19 protein-coding genes are annotated in these 20,766 nt (G+C 36.6%); 10 read left to right on the forward strand and 9 right to left on the reverse strand.

Going from position 1 to position 20,766, the window contains the following annotated elements:
* Window positions 1-31 precede the first annotated feature (31 nt).
* Window positions 32-1,021 carry a Tim44-like domain-containing protein gene (locus RMB03_RS19425; protein WP_311077285.1) on the forward strand — a complete coding sequence of 330 codons (990 nt, stop codon included), beginning with the start codon at window positions 32-34 and terminating at the stop codon, window positions 1,019-1,021.
* A 58-nt stretch (window positions 1,022-1,079) separates the two neighbouring features.
* Here the strand turns inward: RMB03_RS19425 and epmA are convergent, their stop codons facing one another.
* The 3 genes from epmA to RMB03_RS19440 form a co-directional block, all read right to left on the reverse strand.
* On the reverse strand, window positions 1,080-2,054 hold the full coding sequence (gene epmA, locus RMB03_RS19430; RefSeq protein ID WP_017391808.1) for an EF-P lysine aminoacylase EpmA: 975 nt from the start codon (window positions 2,052-2,054) through the stop codon (window positions 1,080-1,082).
* Window positions 2,051-3,118, reverse strand: coding sequence for a 4-phosphoerythronate dehydrogenase (locus RMB03_RS19435; protein WP_311077286.1), 1,068 nt, complete (start codon window positions 3,116-3,118; stop codon window positions 2,051-2,053). The genes epmA and RMB03_RS19435 overlap by 4 nt, the downstream gene beginning before the upstream one ends.
* 105 nt (window positions 3,119-3,223) lie before the next feature.
* Window positions 3,224-3,616 carry a YkvA family protein gene (locus RMB03_RS19440; protein ID WP_005038789.1) on the reverse strand — a complete coding sequence of 131 codons (393 nt, stop codon included), beginning with the start codon at window positions 3,614-3,616 and terminating at the stop codon, window positions 3,224-3,226.
* Between the two features lie 214 nt (window positions 3,617-3,830).
* Here RMB03_RS19440 and RMB03_RS19445 point away from each other — a divergent pair, with 214 nt between their 5' ends.
* Complete coding sequence (locus tag RMB03_RS19445) at window positions 3,831-4,988, forward strand: glycerate kinase (RefSeq protein WP_311077287.1); 1,158 nt, start codon at window positions 3,831-3,833, stop codon at window positions 4,986-4,988.
* Here the strand turns inward: RMB03_RS19445 and RMB03_RS19450 are convergent.
* Window positions 4,985-5,551, reverse strand: a complete 567-nt coding sequence (locus RMB03_RS19450) for a TetR/AcrR family transcriptional regulator (RefSeq protein ID WP_311077288.1) — start codon at window positions 5,549-5,551, stop codon at window positions 4,985-4,987. The two genes, RMB03_RS19445 and RMB03_RS19450, sit on opposite strands and share 4 nt — an antisense overlap.
* Before the next feature lie 122 nt (window positions 5,552-5,673).
* Here RMB03_RS19450 and RMB03_RS19455 point away from each other — a divergent pair, with 122 nt between their 5' ends.
* The gene (locus RMB03_RS19455) at window positions 5,674-6,459 is read left to right on the forward strand and encodes an SDR family oxidoreductase (RefSeq protein WP_056481576.1); all 786 of its coding nucleotides are present in this window, start codon (window positions 5,674-5,676) and stop codon (window positions 6,457-6,459) included.
* 33 nt (window positions 6,460-6,492) lie between these two features.
* Window positions 6,493-7,098, forward strand: coding sequence for a nitroreductase family protein (locus tag RMB03_RS19460; RefSeq protein WP_017391802.1), 606 nt, complete (start codon window positions 6,493-6,495; stop codon window positions 7,096-7,098).
* 116 nt (window positions 7,099-7,214) lie between these two features.
* On the opposite strand, the gene RMB03_RS19465 is transcribed toward RMB03_RS19460, so the two are convergent.
* The gene (locus tag RMB03_RS19465) at window positions 7,215-7,832 is read right to left on the reverse strand and encodes a TetR/AcrR family transcriptional regulator (protein WP_311077289.1); all 618 of its coding nucleotides are present in this window, start codon (window positions 7,830-7,832) and stop codon (window positions 7,215-7,217) included.
* 108 nt (window positions 7,833-7,940) lie between these two features.
* Between RMB03_RS19465 and RMB03_RS19470 the strand changes: the two genes are divergently transcribed.
* Complete coding sequence (locus RMB03_RS19470) at window positions 7,941-8,804, forward strand: metal-dependent hydrolase (protein WP_311077290.1); 864 nt, start codon at window positions 7,941-7,943, stop codon at window positions 8,802-8,804.
* A 69-nt stretch (window positions 8,805-8,873) separates the two neighbouring features.
* Here RMB03_RS19470 and RMB03_RS19475 read toward each other — a convergent pair whose 3' ends face one another.
* Window positions 8,874-9,443 (reverse strand): TetR/AcrR family transcriptional regulator, encoded by a 570-nt coding sequence (locus RMB03_RS19475; RefSeq protein WP_311077291.1) that lies wholly within the window; start codon window positions 9,441-9,443, stop codon window positions 8,874-8,876.
* Window positions 9,444-10,226: 783 nt separating this feature from the next.
* On the reverse strand, window positions 10,227-11,903 hold the full coding sequence (locus RMB03_RS19480) for a hypothetical protein (RefSeq protein WP_311077292.1): 1,677 nt from the start codon (window positions 11,901-11,903) through the stop codon (window positions 10,227-10,229).
* Between the two features lie 348 nt (window positions 11,904-12,251).
* Between RMB03_RS19480 and RMB03_RS19485 the strand changes: the two genes are divergently transcribed.
* A complete protein-coding gene (locus RMB03_RS19485; RefSeq protein ID WP_311077293.1) occupies window positions 12,252-13,037 on the forward strand; it encodes a DUF4145 domain-containing protein in 786 nt (261 codons plus the stop codon).
* A gap of 153 nt (window positions 13,038-13,190) precedes the next feature.
* On the opposite strand, the gene RMB03_RS19490 is transcribed toward RMB03_RS19485, so the two are convergent.
* Both RMB03_RS19490 and RMB03_RS19495 read right to left on the reverse strand, forming a co-directional pair.
* Window positions 13,191-14,069, reverse strand: a complete 879-nt coding sequence (locus tag RMB03_RS19490; protein WP_017391793.1) for a MetQ/NlpA family ABC transporter substrate-binding protein — start codon at window positions 14,067-14,069, stop codon at window positions 13,191-13,193.
* Window positions 14,070-14,809: 740 nt separating this feature from the next.
* Entirely contained in the window at window positions 14,810-15,712 is a 903-nt protein-coding gene (locus tag RMB03_RS19495; protein ID WP_311077294.1) for a LysR family transcriptional regulator, read from the reverse strand.
* 108 nt (window positions 15,713-15,820) lie between these two features.
* Between RMB03_RS19495 and RMB03_RS19500 the strand changes: the two genes are divergently transcribed.
* The 4 genes from RMB03_RS19500 (at window position 15,821) to RMB03_RS19515 (ending at window position 20,759) form a co-directional block, all read left to right on the forward strand.
* Window positions 15,821-16,144, forward strand: a complete 324-nt coding sequence (locus RMB03_RS19500) for a nuclear transport factor 2 family protein (RefSeq protein WP_311077295.1) — start codon at window positions 15,821-15,823, stop codon at window positions 16,142-16,144.
* Complete coding sequence (locus RMB03_RS19505) at window positions 16,144-16,926, forward strand: SDR family oxidoreductase (protein ID WP_311077296.1); 783 nt, start codon at window positions 16,144-16,146, stop codon at window positions 16,924-16,926. The genes RMB03_RS19500 and RMB03_RS19505 overlap by 1 nt, the downstream gene beginning before the upstream one ends.
* Before the next feature lie 371 nt (window positions 16,927-17,297).
* On the forward strand, window positions 17,298-18,587 hold the full coding sequence (locus tag RMB03_RS19510; protein WP_311077297.1) for a phage integrase central domain-containing protein: 1,290 nt from the start codon (window positions 17,298-17,300) through the stop codon (window positions 18,585-18,587).
* Window positions 18,588-18,902: 315 nt separating this feature from the next.
* The gene (locus RMB03_RS19515; RefSeq protein WP_311077298.1) at window positions 18,903-20,759 is read left to right on the forward strand and encodes an AAA family ATPase; all 1,857 of its coding nucleotides are present in this window, start codon (window positions 18,903-18,905) and stop codon (window positions 20,757-20,759) included.
* The last annotated feature ends 7 nt before the right edge of the window (window positions 20,760-20,766 follow it).

Consider the following 20,766-nt stretch of genomic DNA (forward strand, 5'->3'; position numbering starts at 1 on the left):
ATTACAAATTAATTTTAAACAGGAATTTCCTATGGAAGTACACCAGCGTGGCTTGATTACCGGTATTTTAATGGCTGCTTTAGCAATTTCGCCTCTTGCTGAAGCTAAACGTGCAGGTGGTGGTAAAAGCCACGGTATGGCACGCTCGACTACTTCAAGCCAGTCTTATCAACAACCTCGTCAAGTGACTCCTGCTCAACAACCTGCTACTGCACCTCAAAGATCTGGTCCAGGCGTTGGTTCAATGGTTGCAGCTGGTGTGGCTGGTGCTGCCGTAGGTGCTGTTGCAGCAAATGCTTTAGCTGATGACAAACCAACATCAACTGAACATCAAGCAACTCAAGCTGGAACAGACCAAGCTGCTCAAGCACAAGAAGAGAAGAAAGGCGGAATTCCTAGCTGGCTTTGGGTATTACTTGCAGCAGCTTTAGCCTTTTTTGTATTCCGCAAATTGGGCGCAAAAAAAAAATTAGCGGGTAATAATCCTTACGCACCAAACAACGGCGGTCAAAACCCATTTGGCCGTTCTACTGCACCACAAGCGACACCACGTAATGCTGGAGATAATACAAACATCTTTGGTCAGTCTGTGACTGGTGGTGCTGCAACCCAAGCTCCTTTTGGCGGTGTAACAACCAGCAATGGCAATCAACTTCCAGATGGTAGTGAACCAGCTGCGTTCTTGCGTATCGCGCGTCAACGTTTTAATCACATCCAATCGATGAATACTGCAAGTAACATTGAAGAAATTCGCCGTTACTTAACACCAGAACTTTATACTTCTATGTATAACGACATCATGGAAAACCAAGATCAAGACGTTGCCGAATTTAGCAATCTTAATGCGATGGTTGTAGACAGTGCGAATGAAAATGGTCAATACGTTGTGAGCGTACGCTTCACAGGTAATGTGAGTGAAGATTTAAACAGCTTGCCACAACCATTTACTGAAATCTGGCACTTTGTTAAACCTGCTGGCTCTCAGCAAGACTGGGTTGTTGCAGGTATTCAACAAGCTTAAATTGAATAAGCTCTAAATAAAAAAGCCACAATATTGTGGCTTTTTTATTTGTTAGTTTTTAAGCAATGTCTGCTGGAAATGTAATGACTTTTTCAATTTTGACCTGATCCATTGCAACCATTAATAGACGGTCCACCCCTAAAGCAATTCCCGAACATTCTGGCATATGAGGTAAAGCAGCTAATAGGTGTTCATCTAAAGGCATGACATGAAGCCCTTGCTTAGCCCGTTCTGCATTATCTGCTTCAAAGCGTGAACGTAACACCTCAGCATCAAGCAATTCGTCATAGGCATTTGCTAGTTCTAAACCTTCAATATAAACCTCAAAACGGGCAGCAACCTCTTCCCCATCTTCATCAAGTTTTACCTTTGCCAAAGATGCCATTTCTGGTGGAAAGTCAGTTAAAAAGACAGGTGCATCAAACCCCAAACTTGGTTCAACAAAATGCGAAAATAATAAATCGATATAAGCTAAACGGTCGTCACCTAAATCAAGGTTTAATCCCACACGATTTGCCGTATCTTTGAGTTGCTTCAACGTTGCTTGTAATGGGTTAATGTCTAAACGGTCCTGAAAGGCATGTTTATAACTTAGAATAAACGGACGAACTTCACCAAAACGATGCTGCAAACAGCTTTGCAATAAATCAGCGGTTTCATGCATTAAAGCTTTTAGATCAAAACTCGGGCGGTACCATTCAAGCATCGTAAATTCACTATTGTGTTTACGCCCGTGTTCATCATCTCGAAAAACCTTACAAATCTGGTAAATCGGCCCACTACCACTTGCCAATAATCGCTTCATGGCAAACTCAGGTGAAGTCTGTAAATATTGAGTTTGCAATTTGCCATTGATATGACGCAAAGCTTGAACAGACGCTAAATGCACATCGGTGACACCTGCTTGTGAAACAATCGGTGTTTCAACTTCCATGACGCCACGTTCTGCAAAAAACTGACGGATTTGGGTGTAGAGCTTGGCACGAGCTTTTAAGGCATCAATTGAACAAGTAGGTTGATAACTTAAACTCATGCCTGCGGCCCTCCATGTGCTGCCCACTCGCGACGCAGCGGATAGTTCTTACGTAATAAATCAAATGCTTTTTGCTCAACCTTGCCGTCTTTAATACAAGCACGTATGTTGGCGTCATCTTGTGCAATGTCATAAATTTGAGTTAATTTTTGCTTTAACACAGCCTTTAAATCATTACCTGAAAAATAATCTTCGCACGCAGGCAATTGTGTCTCGAAACGCTTATTTATATTGAACCCAAATTTTTGGCAAAATGCTTCGTAAATCATTTGTGTACCACGGGCCTTCCCTTCAAGGCTATAACCAGCAATATGCGGTGTGGCCAAAGCCAACATATCAAGAAGCTCTTCTGAGATGACTGGCTCATGCTCAAATACATCCAGCACGACTTTACGTTTGGTACGCTGAATATCTTCGATTAAAGCGGCTTCTTTAACGACTGGGCCACGCGCACTATTAATTAAAATTGTATTAGGTTGAAGTGCTGCAAACGCTTGCTCATCAAAAAGATGATACGTCGCATGCTCACCATTTTTAGTTAAAGGCACATGAATTGAAATTGCATTCGCTTGTTGCAAGAGCGTTTCTAAACTCACATTTTCAATTGAATCTAACTGTACATAGGGGTCAAAGCCAATCACACGCCAGCCAAGCAACTCAGCCATATATGCTAAACGTTTACCCACGTTTCCAAGCCCAATAATGCCTAGGGTAAATTTTTCTTGTTGTTCTAAAAGGTTGGTATCTAAATGCAGTAAAGCAGTAATTACATATTCAGCAACTGCTTGGGCATTACAACCTGCCGCATTTGCCCACGTAATCCCTTGTTTTTCTAAAGCTGGAATATCTAAATGATCGGTACCAATTGTGGCACTACCTACATATTTTATTGAAGTGTCTCGAATTAAACTCTCGTTAACTGCTGTTACCGAGCGAACCAATAAAGCTTGAGCATCTTTTACATCTGCATGAGTTAAGGTACGCCCTGCATGGTGTTGAATATCGCCAAACTCTGAAAAAAAGTAATCGGTAAATGCCAAATTTTCATCTGCGACGATTTTCATTGTCTGCAACTCATAGCTTATAAAAACGTTATTATCCTTTGAGTTGTAGCAAAGTACAATGTTAATGCCTTTAAATTAGTACTCTATATCTTGAACCTTTAGAACTTATAAACCACCGCTAAAATAGAAATAAGCCATCACAGCCAAAGTTATCCAAACTAGAATAATCAACACAGCGACCAAATAATTTTGAGGACGGCGTTCTTGTTGTTCAAGCCATTCTTCAGCTTGTTGTTCCGCCTCTAAAATGACGTGTTTGGGCGTAAAGCGAACAGCTAACCAAATGAGTATGGGTAAAATTAAAGCTTCATCAAGCAAACCCAAAATAGGAATAAAATCTGGAATTAAATCAATGGGACTAAAGGCATAAGCTACCGCCACAACAGCAATAATTTTTGGTAACCACGGCATTTGCGGGTGCTTCGACGCAAACCACAGCATAATAATTTGTTTTTTTAGATGTTTTGCCCAATCTTTTAGAGACTGCAACCAAGACATTGGGACACACTCCGACCTACCGAAGTCTGATAATAAAGTATAAAACTTCTGCTTAGCTTAAAATTAGAAAAAAATAGAAATGTAAATTTCCACTTAATTTGACTATCAGGTAATAAAGCAAAATCAAAGTATCTTGACCATAAAACAAATTATCTAGGCTTTTTTGCTTTAAGCAGTATAAATTAGTTGAAAAGAAGCAATATTTAGAGAACTTATGAAGGTTGTGATTGCACCAGATTCTTTTAAAGACAGCCTATCTGCTTTGTGTGTAGCTCAGACAATTGCTCAAGCATGGCAAAAGGTTTTTCCTGAAGCCGAAACGATTCTATGCCCTATGGCAGATGGTGGTGAAGGCACACTTGAAGCGGTGTTAGAAGTCTGCGAAGGTGAATGGCGTAAAAAAACCGTAATTGGCCCCTTAGGTAAACCTGTTCAAGCAAAATGGGGATGGTTAGAAAAACAAAAAATAGCGATGATTGAAATGGCTCAAGCCAGCGGCATAGAGTTAGTGCCACCTTCAGAACGTGATGCCTGCCAGAGTACAACTTTTGGAACAGGTCAGCTTATTTTAGATGCTTTAGATACAGGTGCGAAAGACATCATTTTAACAGTGGGTGGTAGTGCAACTAACGATGGCGGCACTGGTTTGTTAACTGCATTAGGTGCACGTTTATTAGACTCAAACCAACATGTTTTACCCACTGGTGGCCTCGCTTTACAAACATTGTCAAAAATTGATTTAACCCATTTCGACCCGCGCATTCAACAGACACGTTTTTTATTAGCTGCCGACGTCACCAATCCACTTTGCGGCCTAAACGGCGCATCCTATATTTTTGGTCCACAAAAAGGTGCTACCCCTGCTCAAGTACAATTACTTGAGCAGGCCCTTGCCCATTTTGCCAATGTCTCTGCCCAACTTATGGGTTTCGATAAAAGAGATGAAGCTGGCTCTGGCGCGGCTGGAGGTTTAGGCTTTGCAGCAAAAAGTTATTTAAATGCTGAATTTAAAGCTGGAGTTGATGTTGTAGCTGAGCTCAATCAGCTTGCTCATAAAATCTCTAACGCGGATTGGGTCATTACGGGTGAAGGTAAATTTGACCAACAAACCTTAAGTGGCAAAACAGTTTTTGGTGTGAGTCGAGTCGCAAAAATGAAAAATGTACCTGTTATTGTGATTGCAGGTACTTTAGGCGAAGGCTACCAAGCGCTTTATGAGCACGGTGTTACGGCTGCTTTTTCTCTAACAAATGGTCCAATCACATTAGAACAAGCCTGCGAACAAGCAGCAGAACTCATTTATGAGCGAACAGTGGATATTGCGAGGTTAATTAAGTTTAGCCAAACCAGCTTGAAAGATAAAAAAGCTTAATCGGCTAACTTTAAAAGGCTCTCTTTACAGCTTTCCAATATTTCATCGCTAAACATGGATTGGTCTGGGCATGCGCGAGACAAGGCAATTGCCCCTACAGATTGGGCAAGAATGTTGATTGCTTGCTTTCTCAACTCTGGCGTTTCCAAAGAAATTTGTTTGGCTCGTTCATTCATAATGAACTGAATAAGTTGCTCAATACCCTCTTCAAATTCGACTTTTACTTCGTCTGGCTGTCGTGCAGCATCACAAGATAATGCTGTTAAGGTACAACCCAAATCTCGGTTATCTCGATGAGTGCGAGACACATAAAGCTGAATAAATTGAGTTAAGTTTAAACCTTCTATTCTTTTTAAAATCTGCTCAAGCCCGTGCTTAACGGTAATCGAGACAAGGTCTGTTTTCGAAGTGAAATGTTTATAAAAGCCGCCGTGAGTAAAGCCTGCGCTAGACATTAATTCGGCAATGCCAACTCCGTCATAGCCTTTGTTACGAAAGACTTGAGTCGCCTTTTCAACAATTTTTTCTCGGTTTTCTTTTACCTGAGTTTTACTGACTTTCATGTTGGCCTACTCACTTTTTATTCACCCTACCGCTCATAATTATACATTGATTATGATTGACATCAAAACTTGTATATTTTAGATTATAGTCATCATCTAAAATTAAAGCGTGGAGACATCACATGTCAGTTCAATCAAAAGTACTTATTACAGGAGCTTCGTCAGGAATTGGTTCTGTCTATGCAGACCGATTTGCTCAACGTGGCCATAACTTAATCTTGGTTGCACGAGACACCAACCGCTTAGATAAAATCTCAAAAGACCTTCAAGAAAAATACGGTGTTCAAGTCGAGTTCATTCAAGCCGATCTATCAAAAGATCAAGACATCAGTAAAATTGAAGATGTACTCAAAAATGATGCAGATATTGAAATTTTAGTAAATAACGCAGGTATTGCACTGAACGGAAACTTTTTGACTCAAGATATTAAAGACATTGAAAAACTCATTACTTTAAATATGACTGCGGTTGTTCGGTTGTCTCATGCAATTTCGCAACCTCTTCTACGCAAAGGTAAAGGCGCTATTATTAATTTAGGTTCAGTGCTTGGATTAGCTCCTGAATTTGGTTCGACCATTTATGGCGCAAGTAAATCTTTCATCCAATTTTTTAGCCAAGGCTTACATTTAGAGTTAAAAGATCATGGCGTGCATGTTCAAGCGGTATTGCCTTCTGCAACTAAAACCGAAATTTGGGAACGTTCAGGCATCGACTTAAGCCAAGTTCCACCATTAATGGATGTCAATGATTTGGTCGATGCAGCTCTGATTGGTTTTGACCGTAAAGAAACGATCACAATTCCTGTGCTAAAAGACGAAAATCAATGGAATAATTTTGAAAAATCACGTATCACATTACTACCAAACTTTTCTTCGGCTGATGTAGCCCAACGTTATAAAACTAACTAATACTGCTACCCAATTCTCAAGTAGGAAAATCTTATGAATGTTATTGATGCCATCCGTAACCGCCGTGCAGTTAAGCGCTTTGACCCTACATTTCAACTTTCTGACGATAACAAAAAGCAGTTATTACAAGAAGTTTTAGCAAATGCTCCAAGTGCGTTTAACTTGCAACACTGGCGCCCTGTTGTGATTGAAGATGCTGAGTTAAGACAAAAGATTCGCACGATTGCATGGGACCAGCCACAAGTTACTGAAGCATCATTACTGATTGTGTTATGCGCAAAAGTAAGCTCGTGGGAAGCAGATGCTAAACGTGTGTGGGATGGGGCTTCTCCGGAAGTTCAAAATATTATGGTTGGTGCAATTGATCAATATTACCGTGACCGCCCACAAACCCAGCGTGACGAAGTGATGCGTAGTGCGGGTATTTTTGCTCAAACTTTAATGTTGCTTGCTCAAGAGCATGGTTTAGACAGTTGCCCAATGGATGGTTTTGACTTTGATGCGATGGCGAAGTTAATTAACCTACCTGAAGATCATGTGGTGTGTTTAATGATTGCAGTTGGTAAATCAGCTTCCGAGCCTTACCCACGTGTGGGTAAACTTCCTTTTGATGATGTCATTATTAAAAATACATTCTAAGTTTTTAGTCAGATTTTAGGCTTCCATACTATTTCTTAATTTTAATATGAATAGTTGGAAGCCTTTAATTTGGCAAGCATTTAGGGACTAAAAATCATAAATTTGCGAACAGAAAATTAAACCACCTTATTCCTCTCATTCTCAATGTATGACATCGTAAGATTAATTAAGCAGTCAACTAACTCTTCAAAAGTAAAACCCATATTTTGTGAAGCAAAAAAGTTCATCGTTAAGGCAATACTTGAATGAATCAAAATATAAACCATCATTTTTAAGTTTTTGATTTTTAATACTTCAGGATGCTTCATCGCATATTCAATCGCCAACACATTAATCGCTTTTACAGCTTTTACATGACTTGCTTCAGTACTATATTTAGAAGAAACACTGAGCCAATAAAAATATTTATTATTATCCTTCGCCAAAAATTCACCGATTTTTAAAAAAATTCTTCTGATTGCTTCAGGGATCTCTAAATCCAAAATTTCTGGAATTACGTCATAAATGACTTTGGATATTTCCATAATAAAGTGCTGCTGCATCTCAATAAAAAGTGCTTCTTTATTTTTGAAATACTCATAAAAACTTCCCGATCCTACGCCTGCTATCTCACACACTTTAAGTACAGTTGTATGGTCCAAGCCATTTTTCATAACAGATATAAATCCTGCACTCACTATAGATTCAAATGTGTTTTTAGCTCTATTTTGTTTTGGTTTTCTTATAGTTACCATTATTTTTTATCCTTCAAAAAATCCGTCTTTTTTCCGTATAAATTCATTGATAAATTCTAGTTGAAATCAAAATTTGATCAATTGTTTTTTTAAAGATGAGTTAAAAAAATGAATACAGCTCTCGCTACAAATCAAAAAATTGTTCGTCGTAATGTTGAACTTTCTTACGATGTGAATAAAAGTTACTCTTTTTATTATGAAGAAAATCCTGTCGTTACGTCTTTATTCGTTGTACTTTCAGCTATGTTTCCCCCAGGTGAAATGTTCTTTATTGAAAGTATCAGAAATGTTCGAAGCCAAATTAAGGATGAAAAACTTTTAGAAGATATCAGAGCCTTTATTGCTCAAGAAGCCTTTCATAGCCGTGAACATAAAACACTGAACAATCATCTCATCCATTCTAATTATCCTGAAGTGATAGAGATTGAGGCCAAAACCAAAGCACGATTGGATAAATTACGTAAACTTTCAACAGTCGAACAAGTCGCGGCGACAGTAGTAATGGAACACTATACAGCTACACTCGCTCGCCTATTACTCACAGACCAGTTAATTAAACAAAAAACCACGCAAGAGAGCAGAAATCTTTGGGAGTGGCATGCACTCGAAGAACTTGAACATAAATCGGTCGCATTTGATGTATTAAATGCAATAGGAGGAAATTCTAGCAAAAACAGAAAAGCAGCTTTAGCTAGAGTTTCAAAACTTATCATGCCTATTATGTTTGAATATTGGATAAAAATTTTGAAAAGAAAAGATATTAGATTCACCTTAAAACAGTTGAAAGATGGTATTTATTTAGGATTTGGAGGAGTTAATCGGTTAGGAATTTTATCGAAAGCATTTGTGGATATGCTTGATGTCAGAGATGAAAATTTTGATCCTTTACACATGCAAACAGAGCGCCTCGAAGCCGAATTCCGAGAAAAGCTATTTGGCCAAGAAGGATTTCTCAAAGAATCGCTCAGCTAGAAAAGCAATATATAAAGCCCTCATCTGAGGGCTTTTACAAATTTGATTTCCTTTAAAAATGTGTAGAGATTACATAGGCTCGCCAAATTTAAACTGCTTCAAAAAACATTCTAATATCATCTCTCGCTCTCCTGTTTTATCTGAGCTTAAAAGCTGAATAATTACGCCTTCAATCATATATAAAAATAGTTTGGCATCCTGAAAAGTCGCATCGTTTTTTAGTTTTATAAGTTGACTATAGATTTCATTCAGTAGCCATGTTCTATACCTCACTGCGATTTGATAGGCTTTGGGATAGGTCAGTTTCGTTTCAAAAATGGCTTTAAATAATAAATAGTACAGCCCTTCTAAATCGGTATGTAAAAGATAAAGTGCTTTGAGTTTATCCATTACACCTGCACCTTGGTCGTAGTCAGCAATTGATACTACTTTTTCTTTTAAGCGTTCTTTTTGCACAGTCATACAGATTTCGATAAACCGTTCTTTAGAATGAAAATAATGATAAAAAGTCGCTTTTGGAATTTGAGATTCTTTCACGATTTTGTCTATTCCAACGGTATGAAATCCGTGGTTGTGAAATAGATTAATCGATTTATTTACGACTTGTATGGCACGTGGTGAGATCACTAAATGTCGCATAGTTTTACCGTTATAAAATTATTGTTGTAGATAAGCGAGATACTTTTTTGGGAGAAAAAAAGGCATAGCAAAGCCGTAAAGACTGTGCTTGGCACATCTCAAGTTTTATTGTTGATTAAGCTTTTGGTCGTGACGATTTAAAGCCTGAAAAGCCCAATGGCCATCAAACTGCTTTAAAAGTTTAAGTTGTGTCGATATAGACTTTGGCAAAGGCTGCCAAGAAATAATGGATGTGCAAAGCCAACTCCTTTTTATTGGGAGTTCTGCCAGACATGAATAGGAATTATGGTGGCAGAACGAAAGGGGGTTAGCAGACTGGTCAAACGTGGCCAGCACACCCGAAGGTGTCCCCCTCCCGTTCCGCCGCAGAGGGGGCACGAGGGCTCAACACTAAAAGTATGAAACTTTTAATGTACGTTTGATGCGGTCTGCTAAAACCGACTGGCAATGTGGCCAGCAGGCAAAGGATAGTGCTCCGCCCTATTGCAGTCAAGCACACAAAATGACATTTGTTTTAAATTAGATCATTAAAAAGTAAGGATAAATAATGAGTGAGTTATTGTTAAATGGGGGTTTATAAAGGGATTGAAATTTACATAGATATATTAGTTTTGATAGTTAAGAATAGAAATGGTAAATGATGAAATGAAAATATCGAAAATAAAAAAACGGCTAGTTTTAAATTAATAACCGCTTTTTTATCAACTCTATCTTACAATGAGCGAGAAACTACAACCGAAAAACATTAAAGCTATTTAGTTGAAGACATTGGAAATTAATAGATCAACTTTTACTTGCTTTAAAAAGCATTCCAACTGGCGATTGCTTTACTTGTTTATTTTGATCAACCAAATCACGAAATCTTTGTGGTATTTCTTTTAATTTAGGCGCATCCATAACTTCATTTGCTACCCAAGCTCCTAACCCCCACGTTGCCTCACCAGTTAAAGCAGCACCTATTCCTAAAGTTCCTGTAACAACCCATGAGCCAATATCTTTTCCAGCAAATTTCCAATTTTTTGCCCTTAACTCATCAAGTTTTTTCCTATGTTTATCAAAGCTTTGTTCAATATTTTCTAATATCTGATCCCTAGTTCTAAAACAATTAGTAGGATTAGTTTTTATTAGCTCCTTAATATTAGTGCCTAAGATACTTCTAATTTCTTCTAAAGCGCCTTGCTTTCGTAACTCTAATAATGATTCAGGTGGAATATTCCCTAGCCAAGGTAAATCAGTTTGAGATAAATCAGTCAAGCCTTTAGTAATATGTAAGTTCTCAGAACCATAATATTCCTGAGCCTGCTCAGCATCATATTCCAATTTCCAGTTAAAGAACTGCCAAGAAGTTGCCGCTTCTATAATTGGAGTTCCTGAAAGTTGTCGAGCTTTGAGTAGCAACTCATTAGTAACTGTCATTCTACCTACAGTTTGCATTCGGAATAATAATCCCGGTTCTGTTCGACCATAAGCTTTCATTTCATTAGATTTTAAAGCTCTTTTAATTTGAGTATCCAATGAATCTTTCCACTCACTATCAAATAAAACTCTTTCCTTATTTTTTATTGCTTTTAATGTTTTCTCCACAGTATCTAAACTTAAACAAAATCCATCAAATTCCTCTATATTTTCAAAGTTTCTTCCAAATATTTTACTACCATGAATTAAAGCATCCTGTTGAGAGAATTGATAAATAAAATCTCTACCATTTTCTTCTAAATTTGATAAATCTGGAAGAATAACTACAATAGGATTTCCCGTATCTGTACAAGCTAATTTCTTATACTTTAATAAATTGAGCGCATGCTTAATCAGAAAATAAACTTTGCTTTCTTTAGGATAGTGTTTGAATACATGAATAGATCTAACATAAGGATCAGGTAAAACTATAGTATCCGTATAGATACCACATTTAGATGCAATATTTTCGTCATGAGCTGGAAACAGATCCCCTCCAAATACTCCAGTAATATTGTCAAAGCTATCCTCTAAATGCCAATATCCCACGTCACCAACATTTCTCCAAAATTCTAAAATTGCCTCCATGAAACTTGGGATTTGCTCAACCATTCCATCAACAAAATCTTCTTTCCTAGATAAAAAATCAGCAATATTATGAGGATTTTCTCTTAGCTCATTCATCTTGTCATAAAATTCTCCAAAATTTTGCTCTATGAGTTCAAAATATAGGTTTTGAATTTCAACCAACGAAATTTGTTTTTTTAATTTATCTCGACTATCAATTTGTTCTATACCAAGAGCCATTGAACGGATGCGTCCATCAACAGAATCTAAAACTATCTCGCCATTTTCATCATATTTAATCTTTCTCATACTTTCTTTAAAATCATCAACTAGGTGTCTAGCAAATTTAACTTTACCTTCATTTAATTTCTCTGAAAGAATTTTAAGTCGATACCTTAATCTTTCTTCGTACTCTTGTTTTTCTGAATCCAAGTTCATCGTTTAAACTCTTTTTACTCATAATTAAACTAAAATAGAGCTATTTTTTTATTTTTCAATAAGATTATGTTTTTTTATTATCGTCTTATCAATGTAATTTTAAAAAATAAAAACTATTAGCACCTAAATAAGAGTCAAACTATCCCACAGCTACATTTTCAAATTACTTTAAAAGGATATACTATAAAAATCATTATAATCATCTTATAAATTTATATAATTAACTATTTATCAAACCCAATCAAAACATTTTAAAAAATATCTATTTATACTAAATTCTTATTTGTTTCTATACCAACATGTTAGATAAGAGAGTACTATACTAATTTTTATAGCAACATACATAAAATGAATATTACATATATCCTTCCTAATACTCCATATAACTCGAGAAATATATCCAAGAGCCTAACTAATATTTATTGCTTGCATTGCAAAAGTGAAATAAAACATGAATTCATAGTTGGTTTAGAAACTCATGAAAGCACTGAAGATGATAACTATTATGCTGAACACGATCTATTAAAATGTATAAATTGTGACTCTATAACATATAGAACAGATTTCTATTCAACTTATGATATGGAAGAAGTGTCTGATGAATATGGTCAATCTGAATGGGTAAGAACTACACGCCCTAACTATTATCCTACAAGGGATAAAGAGCTAGGCAATATAAATCATGTCATTGATCTCCTTCCCGACTCTATTCAAGAGACATTTAATGAAGTCGTTATAGCTCTTAATAATAAGCTTGAAATTTTATCGGGTTTAGGATTGAGAACATTGTTAGAGCAAATATGTAAACACTTTATTAAAGATGATGATTTAGGAGTAATTTTAAAAAAATTTGAAAGTGAAGGTTATATCTCAACTAAACAAAGGGAGTTACTTGATGATATCCGCTATATAGGGAATGATGCCGCTCATAGAGCAGAAGCAAACAGCATAAAAAAACATAAACTTAGTTTAAGTATTCTTATTAATCTTATTCAGCTCTTATTTGCATACTATAAATATGATGAGCCACAAAAAAAACTTGAGACTGGCGTCCCTCTTAGAAAAAGTCCCAAAGGTGAAACTCCCAAAGTAAGAGAAACTACGAATAAAAGAAGACCACAAAAAGAGCTCTAAAACAATATTCTATATAAATGACTATTACATGGAATAAAAAATGATAGTCATTTATATACTATTGGTTAATTTACTCACAATACTCTAAATAAAAAAGCTAAGCCCCGATTACCGAGGCTTAGCTTTAAAATAATTTTAAATTAAATAAATTACTTATTTGATGTCAGTAAACTCAGAAACAGGTTTGTTCACTTCAACTTTTGTACCTGCAAATTTTTCGCTCACAAACTTTTGTACTTTAGGTAAGTGATAAAGTTCACCAAGTTTCGTATAGATCGGGTCATTTTTATTCGCTTCAGCCACACCTAATAAGTTCACATAAAGCTTTGTAGACTGGTCAATAGGTTCACGGAAGATAGAATCTTTCAGTACGTTTAAGCCGCCTTCAAGTGCCAATGTATTACCCAATACAATTGCATCAACGTCATTTTTAACACGAACTGCTGTTGTCATTTGGATTGGTTTTAATTTTAAACCTTTAGGGTTTTCAGCGATGTCATTCGTTGTCCCTTTTACAGGGTCAAAGTCTGGTTTAAGTTTAATGAGTTTAGCAGACTGTAATAATGTTAATGCACGCGCTTCGTTAGCAGTATCGTTAGGAATCGCGATTGTAGCGCCTTGTGGGAACTCATCAACAGTTTTAACTTTATTTGCATAAAGGCCCATTGGTTCCAAGTAAGTTGTTGCAACAGCAGCAACTTTAGCAGTATTTGAAGCGTTGTAAGCTGCTAAATAGTTAAATGACTGGAACGCATTTACGTCTTGTTCGCCACTTGCTACAGATGTGTTCAACACAACGTAGTCAGTCAAGTTAGTCACTTCGAGTTTAATGCCCGCTTCTTTAGTCTCAGGAAGCGTTGCAACATATTTCCATACGTCAGTGTCTGAACCTGTTGAAACAAGTTTAATTGTGCGTACTGACTCAGTTTTGTCTTTAGCTGGTGCTGTATTTTCAGTTTGTGCAGGTTGTTTATTACATGCGGTCAGTGTGAGTACAGATGCGCTGAACAAGACACTAAATAATTTCTTCATAGATACATCCTAAAATAGGAAACGCCTACTCTACAAAAGAGCGAAGCATTCCCAACCATTGGGTCGAAATGCAATATTTGGCTGGAAGTAATTTCCAGATATATAAGGGTTTAGAAGCCTGAATTCAGCCTTATTTCTTCCTTGATCTTGCTCGCTGAACAATAGAATTATGTTTTGAATCAGTTTCTAAATATTGGATCATCATATATCAATAAGTGAATATTCTACAAATAACTTGTTCGATTTTGATATATAGACGTGCTCTTGGTAAGGCACTGATAATAAAAAACATATTATATAAATAAAACAGTTTTGATTAAAATATGTACTTATTTGATTTATATGAAATTTTCAGGATTTGTTAGCAATATTTAAGCTAACTATGACTGTAATTTATGTCCTATGCATAAAAAAAGCCCTTGTCATTAACAAGGGCTTTTTAAGAATCTGGCGGAAGCGGTTTTTATCTAACTCTTCTCTGATACGGCTAAAAAATAAAAATATATATTTCAAAAAATTAGAAAAAATCTATCCAACATTATCATGCACAATCTAGCTCTTTATAATATTCTTTGTGGGATAAAAATTATACGTTAACGTGGAACTCATTTAGAAAAACATAAAGAATTATTGTTCTAACAAGTTAGGAATAATCAGGTAAAAAATAAATGATTCTTTAAACAATTATAAGTGAAGACTATTTTTTCTAATTCCACTACTCAAAATTCATATACAACGAATTACTCATTATTCATGGCTACTTCACGAACTAGAGCAAGGAAGGCTTTTAAACCAGCAGATTGGTTACGTCTTCCTGAATAATATAAACAAAGTCCAGACATACAAGGCATCCAATCCTCTAACACGGAAACAAGTTGACCTGACTCAATTTCAGCACGAACATCCTGTTCCATAAAGTATCCTAGGCCAATGTTCTCTAATACTGTAGCTCTTGATAAGCTTGCTTCATCGAGGGTAATCGGTCCTTGCACATCAATTTGAATAATTTCTCCATTTTTTTCAAACTTCCAGCTAAATAATGCACCATCAGGGAGACGTACTCGAATACATTTATGTTTAAAAAGATCTGTTGGTATTTTTGGCTTTCCGTAACGCTCAAAATATTCAGGCGAACCAACAACAACATATCTTTGAAGTTTACCAAGAGACACTGCAATCATGTCACTTGGAACAAGATGGGCAACACGAATACCTAAATCAAAACCATCAGCAATAATGTCAACAAGTTTACCCTCAGTCACCAAATCAATATTCATTTCTGGGTAACGTCGAAGAAATTCGATAATCACAGGAGAAATAATTTCTCTCGCTGCAAATGCGGCCGCATTGATTCTTAATGTACCTAAGGGTGTTTCTCTCTGCGAACGTACAATATCTAAAGCGCTATGAATATCCTGAAGAGCAGGCCCGACTTGTTCTACAAAAAGTCTGCCTGCCTCTGTCAATGAGACACTACGTGTTGTTCGATTAAACAGACGTACACCCAAATTTTCTTCTAATTTACTAATTGCATGACTTAAAGCTGTTGTAGACATCCCAAGTTCAATCGCAGCGCCACGAAACGTTCCGCGTTTGGCAATTGCCATTACTGCTTTTAGATCATTTAAATTTGCTTTTTCCATTATCCTGATTTATTCAACTAAACATCCCATTTTATACGGATTGTTAGAACAATCGTCAAATTATAAAATTTAAAACACCAATTTGGATCATTCAAAAAAGAGCGACTCATGAAAGATATACCAAAAGTGGTTAGCGCATACTTTGATGCTAATCAAGCAAACGATGTAGATGCTTTAAACCAAATTTTTTCTGACTCTGCCATTGTTGAAGATGAAAATAGTCTATACAGAGGAATTGTGGAAATTCGTACATGGTGGCTAGCAATGAAAGAAAAATACCAATATTTTCTTGAACTTATTGAGGTTTTTAATGCAGACCATATCAGCACGGTTTTAACACAAGTGAGCGGCAACTTTCCGAATAGTCCTGTGAAACTTAAGTTTCAGTTCACACTTGAAAATGGCAAAGTTGTTAAATTGAGGATTTATTAATGCAAGATTTTATTACTTTAAAAGGAAAACGTGCCTTAATCACGGCAGGTACAAAAGGTACTGGTGCTGCCACAGTTCAGTTATTCCATGAACTTGGTGCAACAGTATTAACCACTGCTAGAACTCAACCAGATTATTTACCAAATAATACACATTTTGTTTCTGCTGATCTCACAACTCCAGAAGGTTGTGAAACTGTCGTCAAAGCGGTACAAGAGACATTAGGCGGTGTGGACATAATTATACACATTCTTGGTGGTTCATCTGCACCAGCAGGTGGATTCGCAGCATTAACCGATGAAGAATGGTATAAAGAACTTCACCTAAATCTGATGCCTGCAATACGTATTGATCGTCAATTAATTCCCGATATGATTCAGCAAGGCCAAGGTGTTGTAATCCATGTTACGTCAATACAACGCTCACTTCCGTTACCAGAAGCTACGACAGCTTATGCTGCTGCAAAAGCGGCACTAGCGACTTATAGTAAAAGCCTATCAAAAGAAATATCTCCTAAAGGTATTCGGGTTGTTCAAGTCTCGCCCGGATGGATTGAAACAGAGGCATCTATTGCTTTTGCAGAGCGACTGGCTTTACAAGCTGGCACAGATTACGAGGGTGGTAAAAAGATAGTTATGGATTCAATCGGAGGAATTCCTATGGGACGACCTGCTAAACCTGATGAAATAGCAAATCTTATCGCTTTTTTGGCATCATCCCGTGCGTCTGCAATTACAGGTACTGAATATGTGATTGATGGTGGGACGATTCCTACAATTTAATAGTCATATTGAATCACTCCCATACTATATTTTCTCTTCACTTGAGCAGTTTATAATTACACTAGACTGTTCAATTAAAAAAATGGCTGAGAAAATAAGAATAGGGGATTCGGACTATTCCAATCTACGTTTTAGCATGAGGTGGGCTGAAGATAAAATAACAGGCATAAAAAAAAGCCCTCGTCATTAACAAGGGCTTTTTAAGAATTTGGCGGAAGCGGTGTCCGTCTAACAGCAGTCTTATACAGTCCAATATAATAAATAATAATTATATAATTCAATATATTAAAACAAAAATCATCCAATACAGTCTTGCACAATCTAGCTCTTTCCAATATTCTTTGAGGGGTAGGTTGTGGGGTAAAAGGTAGATGCCAAAAAAATCTAAAGAGCTTTCAGCACTCAGTGTATCAAAAATTAAAGAGACTGGACGACATTCTGTAGGGGGTGTTGATGGCTTATGTTTGAATGTTGAAGGTAATTCTCGTGTATGGATTCTACGCGCTACTTTTGGAAAGCACTTTGGTGAAAATGGAAAGCTAAAACCACATCGCCATGATATTGGTCTTGGTCCCTACCCTGAAGTTTCTTTAGCTGAAGCACGAGCAAAAGCTACTGAACTAAGATTACAAATCCGAAACGGAATTGATCCTCTTCGACATAAACAGGAACAACGCGAAGCTTTACTTCTTAAACAACAGCGTGAAAAAACTTTCCGTGAATGCGCCAAGATTGTAATTGAGAAGAAAACACGTGAGCTCAAAAATGAAAAACATATTGCACAGTGGTCATCTACTCTAGAAACCTATATCTATCCTGTTATTGGTGATCGGGTGATTGGCTCTATTACTAAAACGGATATTGTTGCAGCACTTGAGCCTATCTGGATAGAAATACATGAAACAGCAAAACGGGTTCGTGGTCGAATAGAAACTATTTTCGATTATGCTAAAGCTATGGAATATTTTGTTGGAGATAATCCCGCATCATGGAAAGGTAACTTAGAACCCATTCTTGGAAATTTAAAGCAAGAGTCCAGACCTCATCCTTCATTACCGTATATGCAAGTGGCTAGTTTTATTCATGACTTGAGACATCGAATTGGAATTTCTCCCAAAGCATTAGAATTTGCCATATTAACGGCTTGTCGCTCAGGTGAGGTATTTGGTGCATTATGGAAAGAAATCGACTTTAAAAATAAAATCTGGATTATTCCAAAAGAACGAATGAAAGCTGATAAAGAACATCGAGTTCCTTTATCACAAGCAGCAATTAGATTACTTGAACTACTTTATCAAGAAATGCATCCTCAACTAGGTGACTTTATTTTCCCTGCTCCACGCGGTGGTATGTTGTCCGATATGTCTTTAACAACTTTAATTAAACGGATGCATGACAAGAAATTAAAAGAAGATGGTATTGGCTATATTGATCCTAAGCAAAATCGAGTGATCACAACACATGGTTTTCGTTCGACTTTCCGTGATTGGTCAGCCGATAAAACAGATTATCCTCGTGAAGTCTGTGAACATGTATTAGCACACAAGCTACCAGATGAAGTTGAAGCAGCTTACTTACGTGGAGCTTATCTAGAAAAACGTAAGGGATTAATGGAAGATTGGGCTGAGTTCGCTAGTACATCTAGTACATACTGTAACTAGGTAACAAAAAACGAATTCTTCAGCCATCTCCCTACACAGTTAGTCCACTTCACTTGGAGTCAATCGACTCAAAGGAGCTTTATAAGTTTCTGTATTAATGCTACCCCCCAGTTCCATTTAGTCTGAGGGATTAGAAATATGATATTTCATATCCTGAGCTATCAGGTTTGGTTTACGTATTAGATTGCTTTACCAGTATTCAATGGAATGTTTAACTTATTCCATAAACTCTTGATTCCATATCACATGATTTTATGCTACACAATAAATCTATGACATTACAAATCCAACAAGAGTTTAAGGCGCCATAACATCATGTATATTAGCCAATTATCCATCGTTAACTATAAAAACTTCAAACAGGAAAAATTTAAGTTCAAAAGAAAATCGGTAAACAACATCATTGGCGAAAATGCCTCAGGTAAAACCAATGTTTTCCAAGCCATGAGATTAATTCTAGATGACTCATTGCCTGCTAATGCGAAATTCCTTTCCAAAGATGATTTTCACAGAGGACTAGGAGAAGCGTTTGGGCATTGGATAATAATCTCTCTCAATTTTGCTGGTTTAGGGGATACAGAAGAACAGCAAGTTTTAGCGAACTACATATTAAATGATGGAGAAGACCAAGAAACCTCAACGAAAGGAACTTACACCTTTATTTTTAGGCCGAAATTTTCATTCAGACAAGAGCTTCACCAAATTAGTAATGATCATGAAGACCTTGGTACTCGTAAAGATAAAATTCTTGAGTTCTGCTCCTCACACACAATATCAAGAGAAACTTATGAGCCTGTAGCATTTGTTCGAACAAAAATCGACCTCACTGACGAAAGCGTATACCGAGACCACGTAGGAGACTTTAAACAATATATATTCCCAGACCCAAATTTAGAAAGTGAAGAACTGATTGGGAATAAAAAACCTCCATATTTTTCTTTAGTAAATGAAGTTGCCTGTACATACGTAAAAGCACTTAGAAATGTAGTTGCAGATCTAAAATATTACAAAACTAATCCTCTATACAAGCTACTAACCTTAAGAAGTAAACAGATCAATGATGACAAAAGTATTGTTAATGACATAGTTAAAGTGAATCAAAAAATTTCCTCAATACCCGAAATCGAAAATCTCAGCAATGACATTTCTCGCTCATTAGTAAATACCATAGGCTCAACCTATTCACCTAAGATCCAAGTATCATCACAGCTTCCAGAAGATTTTATCGAGTTAATCCAATCTCTTGGTCTAGTAATAGAAGACTCTTTAAGCTATCAAGGAACTGGAAGAATAGAAGACCTTAGCCTTGGTGGGGCGAACCTTATATATCTAGCACTAAAACTTTATGAATATGAATCAATTCGTGACAACGAAGAACATATCACCCACTTCTTGATGATTGAAGAGCCTGAAGCTCATATTCATAATCATATTCAGAAAACACTTTTTGAGAATTTCAACTTTAAAAACACACAGGTATTCGTATCAACTCACTCTACACAAATAAGCTCTGTGTCAAATATTTCGTCTATGAATATACTTTCGAGGAAAGATGTAAAGACTGAAGTATATGCGCCCTCTAACAATCTAAAACTTGACAATATTCGATGTATTGAAAGATATCTTGATGCTATCCGAAGTGACATTCTATTTGCAAAAAGTGTAATTCTCGTAGAGGGTGATGCAGAATTAATACTTATACCAGCACTAGTCAAAAAGACGCTAGGAGTAAGCCTAGAAGAGATGGGCATTAGCCTAATAAAAATGGACGGGACGGTATTTAAGCATATATCTGATCTATTTCATGAAGATAGAATCCGCAGCTATTGTTCCATTCTCACTGATTTAGATAAAGCATTCATAACTCATCAAAATGATACTTTCGCAGATGCTGAATATATAAAAGCCCAATTAAATGCTCAAAAGTCAGGAGCAGATAGAAAGACTGCTCTAGATGCTTACACAGTTAACAATGCATACGTCAGTGCTTTTTACGCAGAAAACACCTTTGAAACTGAATTAATCAGTTATGCTGAAAATGTTCATCTATTTAAATTAGTAATAGAATCAACCTATAGCGTTAAAACACGTTGTAAAACAGTTCTCGCAAATATAACTTCTAGCGATATACCCACAAAATATCATTACACATTGAAATTCGCGAAAAAATAGGAAAAGG

The organism is Acinetobacter sp. V91_7, assembly GCF_031799075.1.
Taxonomy (GTDB): domain Bacteria; phylum Pseudomonadota; class Gammaproteobacteria; order Pseudomonadales; family Moraxellaceae; genus Acinetobacter; species Acinetobacter calcoaceticus.